The sequence below is a fragment of the Kaistia adipata DSM 17808 genome (assembly GCF_000423225.1).
In the GTDB taxonomy this organism is placed as follows: domain Bacteria; phylum Pseudomonadota; class Alphaproteobacteria; order Rhizobiales; family Kaistiaceae; genus Kaistia; species Kaistia adipata.
On record NZ_AUHO01000007.1, the window covers coordinates 791,800 to 807,663 of the forward strand.

Here is a 15,864-nt window from a genome sequence, read left to right on the forward strand (position 1 = left end):
GTCTTCCTCGACAGGTTTGTCGCTTGTCCCGTGTCGCTGGCCCGGTGGAGAACGCGACAGCCGCGTGCGCGCAGCCGCCCGCCTCGGCAGAGTGCCGAACGACCGAAAGTCTTGTTGTTCGAATGCTTTGGTAGTCAGTGTCTCTTGGCGATGAAGCGCGCGAATTCCTCGCTCTTCGGCGCCGAGAACATCGCGTCGGGCGCGCCTTGCTCGGCGATCCGCCCTTCGTGCAGAAACACGACTTCGCTCGATACCGCGCGGGCGAAATCCATCTCGTGCGTGACGACGATCATGGTCCGGCCTTCCTCGGCCAGGTCGCGCATGACCTTGAGCACCTCACCGACGAGCTCGGGATCGAGCGCCGAGGTCGGCTCGTCGAACAGGATGGCGTCCGGCTCCATCGCCAGGGCGCGGGCGATCGCCACGCGCTGCTGCTGTCCGCCCGAAAGCTGCGAGGGATACATGTCCATGCGCTGACTGAGGCCGACGCGGGCGAGCAGCGCCTCGGCCCGCTCGCGCGCCTCCGCGACCTTCTGCTTCTTCACATGGACCGGCCCTTCCATGACGTTTTCGAGGACGGTGCGGTGGCTCCAGAGGTTGAACTGCTGGAAGACCATGCCGAGCCGGGCCCGGATGCGCTGCACGTGTCGGGCGTCGGGGCCGCGATCGCCACCGAGCTTCACCTCTTCGCCATGCACGACGAGGCGGCCGGAGGTTGGCGTTTCCAGCAGGTTGAGGCAGCGCAGGAAGGTGCTCTTGCCCGAGCCCGAGGCGCCCAGGATCGAAATCACGTCATGCGTGCGGGCCTGGAGCGAGATCCCCTTCAGCACTTCGACGGCGCCGAAGGACTTGGTGATGTCTTCCGCCTTCAGGACGAGTTCGGGCTGGCGGTCGGCAGGCTTGGCCGCGGGCGACGAAATCATGGCGAGGCTCCGGGAAGGGGGGAACTGGGGTGCATGTGGCGCGCCAGGCGCAATTCGATCAGGCGCCACAGCAGGACGATGCAGGCGGTGATCATCAGGTAGATCGCTGCCGCCCAGATGTAGATGGCGAAGTCGAAGCTATGCAGGAAGATCTGCCGCGATCGGCCCATCAGGTCGAAGACGGTGACGACCGAGGCTAGCGCCGAGCCCTTGACGAGAATGATCATCTCGTTGCCGAGACCCGGCCAGGCGAAGCGCACGGCGTGCGGGAAGATCACCCGGCGCAGGATCTGGCGATAGGTCATGCCGACGGCCTGCGCGGCCTCGACCTCGCCGCGCGGGACAGCCTGGATGCCGCCCCGCAGGATCTCCGCCTGGTAGGCGGTCGTATACATCACCAGCACGAGCACGCAGCAGTTGAACGGCTCGCGGATGAAGCCCCAGAGGCCCCATTCCTGGAAGAACGGCCGGAACTGGCCGGATCCGTAGAAGACGAGGAACAGCTGCGCCAGAAGTGGCGTGCCGCGCACGAAGGACACGTAGAGCCGCAGCAGGCCGCCGGCCACCGGGCCGGCATGGACCCGCCCGAGCGCCAGCAGCGGCGTGATCACGACCGAGATCAGGGCCGCCGTCACCGTCAGTTTCAGCGTCATCGCCGTGCCGTCGAGCAAGCGCGGCCAGTTCGCCAGGAGAGTGCCGATGAGATCCATGGGTCAGGCCCTCGCCACGCCGCGGTTCGCGCGTCGCTCCATGCGCGCCAGGGCCGTCTCTGAGAACAGGCAGAGGACCCAGTAGATGGCGCAGGCGACGAGATAGAAGGTGAAGGGCTGCTTGGTGACGCCGACGGCGACCTTCGTCATCCGCATCAGGTCGTTGACGGCGATGATCGAGACCAGCGACGTGTCCTTGAGCAGTCCGAGCCACAGATTGCCGAGCCCCGGCAGGGCGAAGCGCCAGAGCTGGGGGAGCTTGATGCGCCAGAAGATCTGCGCCGGGCTCATGCCGATGGCCTGGCCCGCCTCGATCTGCCCGCGTGGAATGGCGATGAAGCCGCCGCGAATGACCTCGGCGGCGAAGGCGCCGAAGACCAGCGCCAGCGCCGTGGTGCCCGCGACGAAGGGGCTGATGTCGAACCCGGCGCCGCCCGGCGCGAAATGCTGCGAGAACGACTTCAGCGCCAGGCCGACGCCGTTATAGACCATGAACAGCGTCAGGATCTCCGGCAGGCCGCGCATCAGTGTCGTGTATCCGACACCGACGGCACGGAGCATGAAGCTCCGCGCCATCAGGAGCTGCGCAACCCCGAAGCCGATCAGCAGCCCCACGGGCAGGGTCGCCGCGGCCAGACGGACCGTCACGCCCAGCCCGCTGAGCAATTCGTCGCCCCAGCCGGTGTTCCCGAAAGAGAACTGATCAAACATGCAAACCGATCCCCCGGCCGGAGCGCATCGACTACTGAAGCGTGTAGATGTCGATGGTGAAGTACTTGTCGTTCAGCTTCTTGAAGGTTCCGTCGGCGCGGATCTCGGCGATCGCCTTGTTCACGCGCTCGCGCAGGGCGGTGTCTTCCTGGCGCAGCGCGATGCCGGCGCCTTCGCCGACAAAGGCCGGGTCGACGATCGGCGGCCCGGCGACCTCGCAGCAGGCGCCTTCCTCGGTCTTGACGAAGTCGATCGAGGGCAGGAGATCGCCCAGCATCACGTCGATGCGGCCGTTCGACATGTCGAGATTGAGCTCGACCTGCGAGGGGTAGAGGCGGATATCGGCGTCCGGATACTTGGCCTGAACGTATTCCGCCTGCGTCGATCCGGTCTGGGCGCCGATGACCTTGCCCTTCATCGTCTCGTTGCTGAATTCCGTCATGCCGGAATCCTTGGCGACGATGTGGGTCATGGCGGTCTTGTAGTAGGGATCGCTGAAGGCGACCTGCTTCTTGCGCGGCTCGGTGATGTTCATCGAGGCGACGATCAGATCGTACTTCTTGGTCAGGAGACCGGGAATGATGCCGTCCCAATCCTGCGCGACGAACTCGCAGTCGGCGCCGATGCGCTTGCAGAGTTCCATGCCGAAATCGATGTCGAAGCCCTCGATCTTGCCGTCGGTGCCGACATAGTTGAATGGCGGGTAGGCCGCTTCCGTGGCGAGCTTCAGCGATTCAGCCGAGGCCGTGGAAAGGGACGCGCACAGAGCCGCGCCGCGAAGCAGCGTCTTCAGATAGGTCTTCATGATATCTCCGGTTGGTGTTTGTTCTTGTTGTTATGTTGCGATGTGGACGAGCGGGTTGCCGACATGGCCAGTGAACGCGCCGTAGAGCCGCGCGGTCTTGAGCAGCCGTTCCTCGGCCTCTTCGCCAAGGGCGAGGAAGATGTCGTTCAAAAGCAGGTTCGAGAGGATCGCCAGATGGGCGGTCGAATCCCAGAACTGCTTGAACTGGGTCGACACGGAAAACATCTCGTCGCTGTTGTCGGCGCCCCAGTTGCAGAACTGGTCGGTCATCAGCGTGACGGCAACGCCATGGGCGCGGGCCTCTGACGCCAGCACCTTGGCCTGGCGGGAATACCGCCGGCCCTCGAACATCACGAGGCAGGCTTCGCCTTCATGGGCGAGCAACTCGGCGAAATTGCCGGCGGCCAGATCCAGCAGCTGCACGCCGTCGCGCAGATATTGCAGCTGGTTGGCGAAATACATCGCGAGGCCCCGATCGGTCTGGAAGCCGACGACGAAGACGCGCGGACACTTCGCCAGCCGCTCCACCACGCGCGGCCAGTTCGGGCTGTGGGCATATTCGTAGACGTGCACCAGCCCAGCCATCTCCATCTCGAGCGCCTGGGCGATGCGCTCCTCACGCTGGCTCGAGGCGTTGCGCAGCTGGTCGAGTTGATCCTTGATCAGCCAGGGCTGGTCGCCGATGTCGTCTTTCAGGTGTTCCTTGAGATCCTTGAAATTGGCGTAGCCGATCGCCCGGCAGAAACGTCCGACGCTGGCTTCGCTGACCTGGATGCGCTCCGCCAGGCTCGCGGCGGTTTCGAAGGGGAGATCCTTCAGGCTGTTCAGCATGAACGTCGCGATCGCCCGCGCGGAGCGCGTTCCGGTGTTCGCCGCGTGCGTCAGGCGCGTCCTGATGGAGTGCGTGGTCTGCATGTCGGTCACGTCGGTCCTCGTTCGATCTTGAAAGATTATCGTCAGAATTTTGATTCTGCAAGTTTTACGTCATTATGGCGATGTTGCGGTTTGCGCCATGGATTTCCGGCGAATAGCACGTCGCGCCGCACGGGGCGGCGTGCAGTGACGTCAGGCCGGTTCGTCGGGGGAGGGAGGATGACTGGCTTCGAGGAGCGGCGGGGATTTCCCCGGCCGGCTCAGCGGGCAAGGCTCGCGCTGGTTGCCGCGCGCGGCCCGGCCGTGGATAGTTCGGCCTTCTCCATCACCCACCCCGAACGATTCTCGAACGAGAGAGGACATTTCATGATCACTCGCCTGCACCAGAACCAGCGCATGAGCGGCGTCGTCACCTGGCCCGCCAGCGGCTCGATGGTCGTCGTCTCCGGCCAGGTCGCCGATGACAAGACGCTCGACGTCGCCGGCCAGACCGCCGACGTCCTGGCGAAGATCGACCGCCTGCTGGCTGACGCCGGCGTCTCCAAGGCCGATGCCCTCTACGCCTATATCTGGCTGCCGGACATTGGGGATTTCGACGCCATGAACGCCGTCTGGGACAAGTGGCTCGCCCCCGGCTCGGCGCCGGCCCGCGCCACCGTCGAGGCCAAGCTCGCCGATCCGGCGCTCAAGGTCGAGATCCAGGTCTTCGCCCACAAGGCGTCGTAAGGATTGACCGGCCGGACGATCGCGTCCCGCCGGCACCGTCTTGAGATGGGAGGACGGCCCGAGGGCCGTCCTCTTTCTGTTTCAGGCTCTCAGCCGCATGCGGGCGTTCTCGAAGGGCAGGCCTTCGTCGTCGTGCTCGCGGCGCGACAGTTCCGTGAAGCCCAGCCGGCTGTAGAACGACATCGCCTGAAGGTTGCGCGTGTAGACTTCCAGCTCCAGCTCGCCCTTGAGCGCCAGGGCGTGCGCGACCAGCCGTCTGCCGGTGCCGAGGCCCTGGTGCCGTGGCGAAACGAACAGGCCGCCGACGAAATGGTCGAGCAGGCTGATGAACCCGACCGCCTGTCCCTGGTGGCTGGCCACCCAGGTCTCGGCGCTGGGAAGATAGAGCGTTTCGATCAGATGGCGCTGCGCTTCCAGGCGCTGCGCGCCGAGAAAGTCGTGTGCCGAGGTGGAGGCGTCGAACCAGATGGCCGACAGCGCCTCGAGGTCCGTGGCCCCGTCATAGGCACGGATCGTCAGATCTGCGGAGTGCATGATTTATCCAAAGAAGTGAATGCGAACAAAGACAGCGTCCATTCGGACGCCTCGGATCCCGCGTCGGGCGGTTCAGATGAGGTCTCTGCGCATTCGTCTCCTTCTTCTGGATCCGTCTCTAGAGCAGGCCGGCGGCGGGGGCAAGCACGGCTCCGTGAAATTGACGCGCCCGGATGGCGATGGTCCCTCAGAGGTCGACTTCGTCCTCGAGGCCGAGCGCCGCGATCTCGGCGACGGCGCGCATCAGGATCGCGGCGGTGTGGTGCTGGGCGACCGACGAGGCGCGGATCTTCGTCGCGATCGCCGCCTTGAGGGCGCGCCGGGCGTCGTTCAGTTCGGGTACGACGCCGGGAATGTCGCGGTCGGGGCGGTCGTCGCGCTGGCCCGTCTCGCCGCGGCCGAGCCAGGCGCGGGTGCGGGCGATGCGCCGGCCGATGGTGTCGAGATGCTCCAGGATCGCGTCCGCCGCCGCCCGCTGGTCGGCGAGATGCCGCCGGCCGGCCGCCGAGATCACGTAGACCCGCTTCTGCCCCTCGGGCGAGACGCGGGCGTGGCCGGCTTCGTCGATGGCGGCCAGCGTCGGGTAGACGACGCCGGGGCTCGGGCTGTAGCTGCCCGAGGTCAGCTCCTCGATCGCCTTGATGACCTGGTAGCCGTGGCAGGGGGCCTTTTCGAGCAGTGCGAGCACGACGAGGCGCAGGTCGCCATCCGCCACCATGCGGCCGATGCGCAGGCCGCCCGCCCGGCCGCGATAGGCGCCGCCGGCCGCGCCGCCCGGATCGGTCTCGAAGGCGACCGGGCGCCTTCCGCCGTGTTCGAGGCCGGCATCGTCGCGTCGGTCGTCCGTCGCTCTCGGGTCCATGGTATCGATTTCTGCCGGGTGTCGTGCCCGGCGCTTCGCGGAGGCTGTGTCGTTACGATATATCGTACGATATGTTTCTTCGCAAATTCCGCCGCGGTTCGGGCCGGGGGGGGGGGCGTGGCGGGTCGTGGCGGGACGTCGCGGCGCGGATGGGGCGGTCCGGCAACGCGAAAGGCATCCTCGCGGGCCGCCGCGCGGCCGAACCCGTCGGACCTCGCCATGCTCGGCGGTCCCGCTTTTCCCAAGCTTTCCGCGCATCGGCGCGTCGGCGCTCGCATGTGTGGCGGCCGTCATTGTAAGATGGCGCGCCGTTCCCATGATGTGCGGCGGGTCCGACACCTGAGATGAGCGACGCAGCGCAAATGGACATGCCGACCGCGATACCGAGCCCCGCCACCCGGGAGATCCCGCTCGACGAGCGGCGCTGGCGCAAGACGCTGTTCGGCATGCTGCTCGATTCGCGCGACCGATTCGGCGGCAAGCGCGAAGTGATCGAGGACAATCAGCGCAAGCCGCTCACCTTCGATCGCGTCGTCATCGGCGCGATGGTGCTGGGCCGGGTCTTCGCCCGCCTGACCGAGAAGGGCGAACGCGTCGGCGTGCTGCTGCCGAACGTCGCCACCGTGGCGCCGGTCTTCTTTGGACTCGTCGCCTTCGGCCGCGTGCCGGCCATGCTGAACTTCTCGGCCGGGCCGAAGAACCTGATGGTCGCCTGCAAGGCGGCGAAGATCCGCCATGTCGTCACGTCGCGGCGCTTCATCGCCGAGGGCAAGCTCGACGAGCTGATCACGGCGCTCGGCGAGCATGTCGAGATAATCTGGCTCGAGGACATCGGCAAGTCGGTCAGCAGCTTCGACAAGGTGCGGGGCGTGGTCTCGGCCTGGTTCGCCCGCCGGCTGCATGGCTGGTCGGGCGCGAAGCCGGACGATGTCGCCGTGCTCCTCTTCACCTCCGGCTCGGAGGGGGCGCCGAAGGGCGTGGCGCTGACGCACGCCAACGTGCTCGCCAATGTCGAGCAGTTCCTGCGCACGCTTGAGCTTCGCCCCGACGATTCGCTGTTCAACCCGCTGCCGGTGTTCCATTCCTTCGGCATGACGGTCGGCCTGATCGCGCCGTTCGCGATCGGCATGCGCGTGTTCTTCTATCCGACGCCGTTGCACTACAAGCAGATCCCGGCGCTTGTCCGCGACAGCGGCTCCACCATCCTGATCGGCACCGACACCTTCGCCGCCGGCTGGGGTCGCATGGCCGAGGACGGCGATTTCGCGAAGCTGCGCCTCGTCGTGCTGGGCGCGGAGAAGATCAAGCCGACGACGCGGACGCTCTGGCGCGACCGCTTCGGCATCGAGCTGTTCGAGGGCTATGGCGCGACCGAGGCGGCGCCCGTGGTTTCGGCCAACACGCCGCTCTACCACAGGGACGGCACCGTCGGCCGGCTGCTGCCGGGCATGTCCTATCGCATCGAGGCGGTGCCGGGCCTCGACGAGGGCGGCCGGTTCTGGATCACGGGACCGAACGTCATGCTCGGCTACATGCGCGAGAGCGCGCCGGGCGCCCTGGAACGCACGCCGGATGGCTGGCACGATACGGGCGACATCGTCAGCCTCGACGCCGAGGGCTACATCACCATTCGCGGTCGCGCCAAGCGCTTTGCCAAGATCGGCGGCGAGATGATCTCGCTCGCCGCGGTCGAGGCCTATGCGGCCCAGGTCTGGCCGGACAACGTGCATGCCGCCGTCTCCGTGCCGGACGAGCGCAAGGGCGAGCAGATCGTGCTGGTGACCGAGCGGCCGAATCCGGACCGCAACGCGCTGATCGCGTCCGCCAAGGCGCATGGCGTGCCGGAGATCATGGTGCCGAAGCGGATCGTCACGGTCGCCGCCCTGCCGATCCTCGCGACCGGCAAGACCGACTACCCGGCGATCGCCGAGCTGGCGCGCGGCTAGCGCGGGCTGGCGATCTCGTCCGGCTGCCAGCCATAGATCCAGTCATAGCGGCGCAGCAGCCGTTCGCCGCCGAGCGCCGTCATGGTGACGTCGCGCGCCGCCGCCATCGGGCCGCCGAGGTGATAGATCTGCCCGGCCTGGCGAGCCATCCGCCAGACCCGGGTCGCGCGCGGGCGGCGGATCGCCTCGTAGCGCCGGAGCGCCTCGGGAACCGGCGCCGCCGCCAGCTTTTCCGCGAGAACATCGGCATCCTCGATCGCCATGGCGGCGCCCTGCGCCAGGAAGGGAACCATGGCGTGCGCCGCGTCGCCGATGAGGGCCACGCGCCCCTGCACCCATTGCCCGCGCGGGTCGACCTCGGTCAGGCACCAGCGCGTCCAGTTGAGGTCGAGCGCGGTGATGCGACTGATGAAGCGCGTGCTGTCGCGGTCGAAGCGATGCCGCAACTCCTCGGCATTGCCCGGCGCGCTCCAGTCCGGCCCGTCCCAGTCCTCCTCGATGACGAGGATGACATTGACGAGGCGGCCGCCGCGCACCGGATAGATGACGACATGGGCGGCGCGGTTCAGAAGCACCGTGGTGCGGCCCTGCGGCAGGTCGCGCGGCACCAGGCCGATCGGGATCGTGGTGCGCCAGGCGGTGCGGCCGCCCGGCTTCGCCGCCGACGCGCCGGAAACGGCGGCCCGCAGCGTCGAGCGGACGCCGTCGGCGGCGATAAGGCAGTCGAGTTCATGCGGGGTGCCGTCGGCGGTCAGCGTGACGGCGCCGGCGGACTGGCTGGCGGTAGTGGCGCCGGCACCGAGCTTCAGCGTGATGCGCGGCTCGGCGCGCGCCGCGTCGAGCAGCAGTCCCTGGAGATCGGCGCGATGGAGCAGGCGATAGGGCGCGCCATAGGCCGCGCGTGCCGATGCGCCGAGTGGCAGGCTGACGAGCGGCTCGCCGGTGCGGCCGGAGCGCATGTCGATCGCTTCGGGCAGCACGGCGGCGCGGTCGAGCGCCTCGGTAAGGCCCAGCCGCTCCAGGATCCGCCCGGCATTGGGCGAGACCTGGAGGCCGGCGCCGACTTCCGACAATTCGCTGGTTCGTTCGAAGATCGTCGAGGCGATGCCCCGACGGGCAAGGGACAGGGCCGTCGTCAGACCGGCGATGCCCGCGCCTGCGATGCCGACGCGGAGGGACGTCATGGCAGGGTCAGGCGGCAACCGGTTCGACGAAGAGGTGGCCCGGCGGCAGCGTCTCGGGGCCGTGCAGGCGATCGTTGAAGCGGTACAGCGTCGAGCAGTAGGAGCAGACCTTCTCCGCGTCGTCGCCCATGTCGATATAGATGTGCGGATGGTCGAAGGGCGGCTTGGCGCCGACGCACATGAATTCCTTCACGCCGATCTCAACTTTCTCGACGCCGGAATCATTGTGGAAGTGGGGAATCACATGGGCGGCCATGGCGCGGATCCGTCGGTTTGAAGCAGTTGTGGCGGGACCATAGCGTCGCGGTGGCGCAATGAACAGGGCGCCCGCGCCGCCGGCGCGGCGACACCTTGGCGCGGTCGGCACGATCCGGCATAAGGACGGGACCTCGATCGCGGATCCCCCCATGCAAAGCTTTTCCTCCAACGGCGTGTCGCTTTCCTATCTGGACGAGGGTGCCGGCCCGCCGATCCTCCTGATCCACGGCTTCTCGTCGAGCATGAAGGTCAACTGGATCAATCCCGGTTGGGTCGACACGCTGGTCAAGGCTGGCCGGCGCGTCATCGCCTTCGACAATCGCGGCCACGGCGCCAGCGACAAGCCGCATGACGTCGCCGCCTATCGCGTCGCCGTCATGGCAGAAGACGCCCGCAACCTGTTGAACCATCTCGATATCGCGCGTGCCGACGTGATGGGCTACTCGATGGGCGCACGCATCGCGACGATCCTGGCGCTGACGCATCCGGCGATGGTCAAGTCGCTCATCCTGGGCGGCCTCGGCTACGGCATCGTCACCGGCGTCGGTCCGTGGGGGCCGGTCGTCGACGCGCTCCGTTCCGAAGAGCCCGAGACGATCACCGACCCGGTCGGGCTGATGTTCCGCAAGTTCGCCGACCAGACGCGCAGCGACCGCGTCGCGCTCGCCGCCTGCATGCAGGCGACGCGGCAGCCGATTTCGGCCGATGATCTCGCGACGCTGCGGGTGCCGACCCTGATCGCGGTCGGCGAGAAGGACGAGATCGCCGGCTCCGCCGCCGACCTCGCGGCGATCATTCCCGGCGCCGAGGTGCTCGATATCCCGAAGCGCGACCACATGCTCGCCGTCGGCGACAAGGTCTACAAGGCCGGCGTGCTCGAGTTCCTGACTCGGCGGGGGCTCGGCTGAGCGAGAAAAACCACGTTGCGCCAGAGGGTTGGCGCATGCGGCGGACATTCTGATTCATCCCGGCGGGCGGGCGGCGCGAGGATCTTGCGCACCGCTTTGCCGGGCGATCCCTCGGAATTCCGTTGCAATTTCGCGTCTGGCCGATATGTCTTCGGGCCTCCGTGGACCGCCTTCGCCAGGAGGCGATCGGACGCATCCGGGCCCCGGGGATGTCGGTTTTTCGACATCGTCACCCCATGTTAGGGTGGGCCCACGAAATGGCTGCGATGATGGATGGCAGCGAAGGAGACATCAATGTCGGCCGTGAATTCCCGCATGATCGGCGAGGCGCTCGCCAGCTTTGATCCGCTCTGGTCCGACATGCGGAACCAGGCCGAGGAGATCATGCGCGCGGAGCCGGCGCTGGCGAGCTTCGTCTATGCGACCGTCCTCAATCACGAGCGGCTCGAGGACGCGGTCGCGCACCGGATCGCCGAGCGCCTGCACCATCGCGACCTCTCCGCCGAATTCATCCGCCAGGCCTTCGCCGAGGCCTTCGCCGCCGATCCGGCGATCGCCAGCGCCGTGCGCGTCGACATCCAGGCCGTCTACGACCGCGATCCCGCCTGCAACCGCATCATCGAGCCGGTGCTCTATTTCAAGGGCTTCCACGCGATCGAGACGCATCGCCTGGCCCACTGGCTGTGGAGCGAGGGCCGCAAGGACTTCGCCTATTACCTGCAGAGCCGCTCCTCGACGATCTTCCAGGTCGACATCAATCCGGCGGTGCCGATGGGCAAGGGCATCTTCCTCGACCACGCCACCGGCCTCGTCGTCGGCGAGACTGCCGTGATCGAGGACGACGTCTCGATCCTGCAGGGCGTGACGCTCGGCGGCACCGGCAAGGAGACGGGCGACCGGCATCCCAAGGTCCGCCATGGCGTGTTGATCGGCGCCGGCGCCAAGATCCTCGGCAATATCGAGATCGGCCATTGCTCGCGCGTCGCGGCCGGCTCGGTCGTGCTGCATTCCGTGCCGCCGAACACCACCGTCGCCGGCGTGCCGGCCCGGGTCGTCGGCAAGGCGCCCTGTGCCGAGCCCGCGCGCATGATGGACCAGATCCTGCCGGATCAGGCATAATAGTGCCATTGTTTTCATGGGTTGTGGCGGCGCCGCCGGGGTGTGCCGCGACGGGTCGTGACGCCTGATGCGCCGCGCCAATGCCCCTTCTTTCCCCGCATGAGCAGGAGATCAAATTGGATCGCAAAGAGGTCCAGAAGCTCGAGAGCTTCTTCCAGCGCCGTTTCAACGTGAAGGGCATCAGCGTTCGTCCGCGCCCCCGCAAGGACGATTCCGCCGAGGTCTATTTCGGTGACGAGTTCGTCGGCGTGCTGTTCCGCGACGACGAGGAGGGTGAGCTGTCTTACAACTTCACCATGGCGATCCTCGACATCGACCTCGAAGAGGCCTGAGCCGACGCGGGAGGGTTTCCTCCTGCTCCGCACGTCCGCGCCGCGCGCCTTGCGGCGCGCGCGATCGTGCCGCGCCACGCAAGCGGCTCTCCCTGGAGCCCAGGTTTCCCGCCCGGGCCCATTCCTCAAGCCGCGCGGACCGTGCCATGCCCATCCATGCCCTTGACGGTATTTCTCCCGAGCTCCCGCCAGAGGGCCGCTATTTCGTCGCACCCGACGCCCGCCTGATCGGCAGGGTGACGCTCGGCGACGAAGCCGGTATCTGGTTCGGCGCGGTATTGCGCGGCGACAACGAGCGCATCTCCATCGGGCCGCGCTCGAACGTGCAGGAGCATTCCGTGCTCCACACCGACATGGGCTTTCCGCTCACCATCGGTTCGGGCTGCACCATCGGTCATCGGGCGATCCTGCATGGCTGCACCATCGGCGACAACACGCTGATCGGCATGGGCGCGATTGTCATGAACGGCGCCAGGATCGGTTCGAACTGCGTCATCGGCGCCGGTGCCCTCGTGCCCGAGGGCAAGGTCATTCCCGATGGTTCGCTGGCGGTCGGCATGCCGGCCAAGGTCATCCGCGCGCTGGACGAGGCCGCCTTCGCGCAGCTCCGCGCCGGCGCCGACCACTATGTCGCCAACTGGCGGCGCTACGCGGCCGGGCTCGAATAGCCTTCCCTTCGCGAACGAGAGAAAAGCCCGCCGGACCGGCGGGCTTTTTGCTGGCGCGGAAACCGTTCAGCGGCACTCCTGGCCGGGTTGCAGCGGCCGGCGCACCTGCTGGGCGAGCACGAACGGGTTGTCGGTGTTGACGTTGCCGCCCGGTCGGTAGCGGCAGACCCATTGCGTGCCCTGGTGGCCGTCGATGTCGCAATTGGCGCGACCGCAGCCGAGGAAGCCAGTGTCCTTCCAGACCACCTGGGTGAAGTGGCCGTTGACGCGCTGGCAGTTCTGGGTGAAGCCGCCGACGAAGACGGGATTGTCGAAATTGTAGTTGGCGATCTCGCAATACCAGGACTGTTCGAACGCGTCGCGATCGGACAGGGCCGGCAGGACGGGCTGGCCGTCCTGCACCCACCAGGCATTGGCCAGGTTCTCGCCGGTGCCGGCGGGAATGGCGGGATCGTGCTTGTTCACGACGCACTGGCTGGCATAGACTTGGGCCGACTTGGCGAGCGTCTCGCACCATTTCAGCTTGGGAGCGCAATGCTCCGCCCGCCGTTCATTGTGCGCGTCGAGCATCTCCCGCCATTCCGCCGGCACCTCGTCGCCGGCTTCCCCGCAGTCGACCACGACCTCCGGCGGCGGCTTGACCTCGATCTGCTTGAAGGTGTCGCAGACCAGGCCGATGGCGTTGACGTGGCGGCCATAGCGGATGCGGATGCCGGTGACGGCCTCGCCGCTCGGGCACATCTGGAAGATGTTCGGGAAGAACGGCACGTTGCTGCCGAGATCGAGATTGTGCCGGTCGGCGCTCGTCGTCGAGTCGCACTCGAAGATCATCAGTCGGACCTGGCGGTCGCCCGGCGTCATGATCAGGCCGACGCCGCGGATGATGAAGCCCGGCAGGCATTTTCCGCTCGACGCGCTGCCGCCCATGCCGCCGCGCGGCGGCAGGACGTCCTTGGCGAGGCCGGTCGCGCCCGTGCTGGCGTTCACCGGCGCGCAGGTCAGCGCCATCTGGTCCAGCCACGCGCCGGAGCGGATGCTGGCCCCGACGAGATATTCGCCGGCCGGGCAATTGTCGGTGACGTCGGCATCGCCGGCGGCGCCATGTGGCGGGAAGGTGGTGAGGGCCTGGGCCTGCCCTGGCTGGGCGAGCATTGCGGCGGCCGCGATCAGGCAAAGCGCCAGAATCGCGCCAGCGTTCCATCTGGAGCGAGCGTTCGACATCAACCGATTACCCCCTGTGAAATAGGCTGGATCGGAAATGCGGAGGCGCCAGAATAGTCGCGAAGTGACGTTAGGGAAAGTGGCGTTCGGCGGCGCCGGGTGGCCGAGTGTGGCGGACGGCGTCCGGAGCACGGACGGGAAGCGGCCGGGCGATACGCGGCGCCTGGAAAGAGCGGGCCGCGGCGAGGGATCAGGCCGGGGTAGGGCCTGACGCGCTGTTCAGCGGCGGATGCTGCCGACCAGCGTCGCGCGGTCGTCCTCGATCATGACCCAGCGGCCGCTGTTGCGCTCGGACTGGCGCTTGATGAACTGGTAGTCGGTCTCGCCCCAGAGCTTGATCTTGGGCTCCAGATTGTCGAGCACCAGGTCGCCGCGATCGGTGCGCACGGTCAGCACCGCGTGGCCTTCGCCGTTGGTCTGGCGCACGACCGTGATCAGCAGCGCGCCGGCGGGCCAGCCGCCATCGATCAACTCGCGTCGCTTCAGTAGAACGAAGTCTTCGCAGTCGCCTTTACCGTCTTCCGGATAGGTCCAGTATTCCTGACGACCATAGAATTCTTCGTCGGTAACCGGCTCGATCGCCGTATTGACGTTGTCGTTGACGGCGATCAGCTGGTTCCAGCGCTGGACGGTGAGCTGGACCGCGTCGTTGTTGCGCGTCGTTTCGTTGCATTCGGCCGGCATGCGCGAGCACAGCTCGTGATGGCCGACCGGCTGGCTGGTCTTGCCCATGACCCGCATGAAGGCGGGGTGGTCCTGCGCGGCGGCGCCGGTCATCAGGCTGAGAACCAGAGCAAGCCCGGCAACGATACTCGATACTCGTACAAACGACATGCAACCCGTCCTCTTGTCCGGGGAAGACTATGCCATTTAGACTTTTACTCCGTTCTAAGCCAAGTCCCATGTTTCTAATCGAAATCTCATCGAATTTGATCTGCAGTTTAAGCTTTCGATTAATGAACGATTAACCATTAGATCTTGGTTAACTGTTTCCTGGGCGTGGACAATGTCGCCTGGGTCGTTTGATGAAACTGGCGGAATCGCTGGCGTTGCGGGCCGGCTGTGGTGCGGCCGCCACAGCATGGTGAATAAATTGTGAATAATCGACCCGGGGCGCGACCGGGTGGCCCCTTGCGGGCGCCCCAATCCGCTCGGCGTCCCGCGATCGGGCGGGATCGCCGGTGCTGAGATCAGCGCCGGCCGCCCTCGAGGACGACGAGGCGGGGGCGGGGTTCGGGTATCACCGCCGCGCGCTCGCTGGCGCGGGGAGAGGCGGCCGGGGCCGGGCGGTCGGCCGAGGCCGCGCGCGACGCCGGGGCCGGCAGCGTGCCGGATGGCAACCGCCCGGTCGCGACGATGTCGAGCTGCCGTATCGGGTGCAGGCCGAGCCAGGTGGGATGCCCGGCCGGCGCGAGCAGGCCGAGGACGCGGTCGATCGCGCGGCCGTCCTGGCTCATCGGCAGCAGGATCATTTCGGCGCCGACCGCCTGGCCGCGGCCGTTGATGGCGGCGACCCGGAGCGCGATGGCGGCCGCCTCGGCGGTCACGGCCAGCAGCGCCTCGGCGGCGCGGGCGATGTCGGCCCGCGCCCAGAGCGCGAGAAAATCCTCGTCGCGCAGTTCGCGGCCGAAACTGGCGCAGAGGCGCGTGCCGGCGAGCCGGAACGGCATGGCGGCGCGCTGCGCGGCGTCGAGGATGAAGACGTCGCCGAGCAGCGGCACGATGTCCGCCGGTGCGATGGCGCTGCGCAACGGCGCCGGCGCGCTGCCGCGCTGGCGGGTCCAGTAGGCGTAGAGCGCCGCGATTGACGGATCGAGCTGGCTGTCCATGAGGTCTTCGGGATGGTCCGGTTCCGGGAGGGAGCGGGGTCGCTGCGACCGCGAAATTAAGGCGCTCATAGCATGTCGCCCGGCCCGGCGGGGCGACTGCCTTGGGTTACGGTTACGCACAGATTGACGGCAATTTGAGATTGATCTCAATTTTGAAGCGTGTAACGTTAGGTTCTGTTCACGGGGCGTCTTATGCCGGGGGGCTAGACGGGGCGTGACGAAAGGCCGTCCGTGCGCGCCCGCTTCGAGCAGCGC

The 15,864-nt window shown here is 67.2% G+C and carries 18 protein-coding genes; 6 read left to right on the forward strand and 12 right to left on the reverse strand.

What is annotated here, in order from left to right:
• Positions 1-134: 134 nt before the first annotated feature.
• Genes G539_RS0108625 through G539_RS0108645 form a run of 5 tightly spaced genes read right to left on the reverse strand, consistent with a single transcriptional unit; the run spans position 135 to position 4,064 of the window.
• Positions 135-923, reverse strand: a complete 789-nt coding sequence (locus tag G539_RS0108625) for an ABC transporter ATP-binding protein (RefSeq protein ID WP_051231215.1) — start codon at positions 921-923, stop codon at positions 135-137.
• Entirely contained in the window at positions 920-1,633 is a 714-nt protein-coding gene (locus G539_RS0108630) for an ABC transporter permease (RefSeq protein ID WP_029074841.1), read from the reverse strand. Before G539_RS0108630 ends, G539_RS0108625 begins: the two co-directional genes overlap by 4 nt.
• 3 nt (positions 1,634-1,636) lie before the next feature.
• Positions 1,637-2,344: an ABC transporter permease gene (locus tag G539_RS0108635; RefSeq protein ID WP_029074842.1), complete on the reverse strand. Its 708-nt coding sequence runs from the start codon at positions 2,342-2,344 to the stop codon at positions 1,637-1,639.
• 31 nt (positions 2,345-2,375) lie between these two features.
• Entirely contained in the window at positions 2,376-3,152 is a 777-nt protein-coding gene (locus G539_RS0108640) for a transporter substrate-binding domain-containing protein (protein WP_425402349.1), read from the reverse strand.
• Between the two features lie 27 nt (positions 3,153-3,179).
• Complete coding sequence (locus G539_RS0108645) at positions 3,180-4,064, reverse strand: MurR/RpiR family transcriptional regulator (protein ID WP_035830826.1); 885 nt, start codon at positions 4,062-4,064, stop codon at positions 3,180-3,182.
• A 324-nt stretch (positions 4,065-4,388) separates the two neighbouring features.
• Here G539_RS0108645 and G539_RS0108650 point away from each other — a divergent pair, with 324 nt between their 5' ends.
• Positions 4,389-4,748, forward strand: a complete 360-nt coding sequence (locus G539_RS0108650; protein WP_029074845.1) for a RidA family protein — start codon at positions 4,389-4,391, stop codon at positions 4,746-4,748.
• Positions 4,749-4,829: 81 nt separating this feature from the next.
• Here the strand turns inward: G539_RS0108650 and G539_RS0108655 are convergent, their stop codons facing one another.
• Both G539_RS0108655 and G539_RS27400 read right to left on the reverse strand, forming a co-directional pair.
• The gene (locus G539_RS0108655; RefSeq protein WP_029074846.1) at positions 4,830-5,282 is read right to left on the reverse strand and encodes a GNAT family N-acetyltransferase; all 453 of its coding nucleotides are present in this window, start codon (positions 5,280-5,282) and stop codon (positions 4,830-4,832) included.
• Positions 5,283-5,469: 187 nt separating this feature from the next.
• On the reverse strand, positions 5,470-6,144 hold the full coding sequence (locus G539_RS27400) for a PadR family transcriptional regulator (protein ID WP_051231217.1): 675 nt from the start codon (positions 6,142-6,144) through the stop codon (positions 5,470-5,472).
• Positions 6,145-6,506: 362 nt separating this feature from the next.
• On the opposite strand from G539_RS27400, the gene G539_RS24180 reads away from it, so the two are divergent.
• Positions 6,507-8,090 carry an AMP-binding protein gene (locus tag G539_RS24180; protein WP_051231218.1) on the forward strand — a complete coding sequence of 528 codons (1,584 nt, stop codon included), beginning with the start codon at positions 6,507-6,509 and terminating at the stop codon, positions 8,088-8,090.
• Here the strand turns inward: G539_RS24180 and G539_RS0108670 are convergent.
• Positions 8,087-9,274, reverse strand: a complete 1,188-nt coding sequence (locus tag G539_RS0108670; RefSeq protein WP_035830586.1) for an FAD-dependent monooxygenase — start codon at positions 9,272-9,274, stop codon at positions 8,087-8,089. The genes G539_RS24180 and G539_RS0108670 overlap by 4 nt on opposite strands.
• Before the next feature lie 7 nt (positions 9,275-9,281).
• A complete protein-coding gene (locus G539_RS0108675) occupies positions 9,282-9,530 on the reverse strand; it encodes a zinc-finger domain-containing protein (RefSeq protein WP_029074848.1) in 249 nt (82 codons plus the stop codon).
• A 151-nt stretch (positions 9,531-9,681) separates the two neighbouring features.
• Here G539_RS0108675 and G539_RS0108680 point away from each other — a divergent pair, with 151 nt between their 5' ends.
• From G539_RS0108680 to G539_RS0108695, 4 genes are all read left to right on the forward strand, one after another.
• Positions 9,682-10,440, forward strand: a complete 759-nt coding sequence (locus G539_RS0108680; protein ID WP_029074849.1) for an alpha/beta fold hydrolase — start codon at positions 9,682-9,684, stop codon at positions 10,438-10,440.
• A gap of 294 nt (positions 10,441-10,734) precedes the next feature.
• Positions 10,735-11,559, forward strand: a complete 825-nt coding sequence (gene cysE, locus G539_RS0108685) for a serine O-acetyltransferase (RefSeq protein WP_210162796.1) — start codon at positions 10,735-10,737, stop codon at positions 11,557-11,559.
• Between the two features lie 116 nt (positions 11,560-11,675).
• Positions 11,676-11,891: a DUF3126 family protein gene (locus G539_RS0108690; RefSeq protein WP_029074851.1), complete on the forward strand. Its 216-nt coding sequence runs from the start codon at positions 11,676-11,678 to the stop codon at positions 11,889-11,891.
• A 146-nt stretch (positions 11,892-12,037) separates the two neighbouring features.
• On the forward strand, positions 12,038-12,559 hold the full coding sequence (locus tag G539_RS0108695; RefSeq protein ID WP_029074852.1) for a gamma carbonic anhydrase family protein: 522 nt from the start codon (positions 12,038-12,040) through the stop codon (positions 12,557-12,559).
• A gap of 66 nt (positions 12,560-12,625) precedes the next feature.
• Here the strand turns inward: G539_RS0108695 and G539_RS0108700 are convergent, their stop codons facing one another.
• The 3 genes from G539_RS0108700 to G539_RS24185 form a co-directional block, all read right to left on the reverse strand.
• A complete protein-coding gene (locus G539_RS0108700; RefSeq protein WP_169516622.1) occupies positions 12,626-13,711 on the reverse strand; it encodes a CAP family protein in 1,086 nt (361 codons plus the stop codon).
• A 288-nt stretch (positions 13,712-13,999) separates the two neighbouring features.
• Positions 14,000-14,614 (reverse strand): transglutaminase-like cysteine peptidase, encoded by a 615-nt coding sequence (locus G539_RS0108705; protein WP_035830589.1) that lies wholly within the window; start codon positions 14,612-14,614, stop codon positions 14,000-14,002.
• Between the two features lie 356 nt (positions 14,615-14,970).
• Positions 14,971-15,609 (reverse strand): PAS domain-containing protein, encoded by a 639-nt coding sequence (locus G539_RS24185; RefSeq protein WP_051231220.1) that lies wholly within the window; start codon positions 15,607-15,609, stop codon positions 14,971-14,973.
• Between the last annotated feature and the right edge of the window lie 255 nt (positions 15,610-15,864).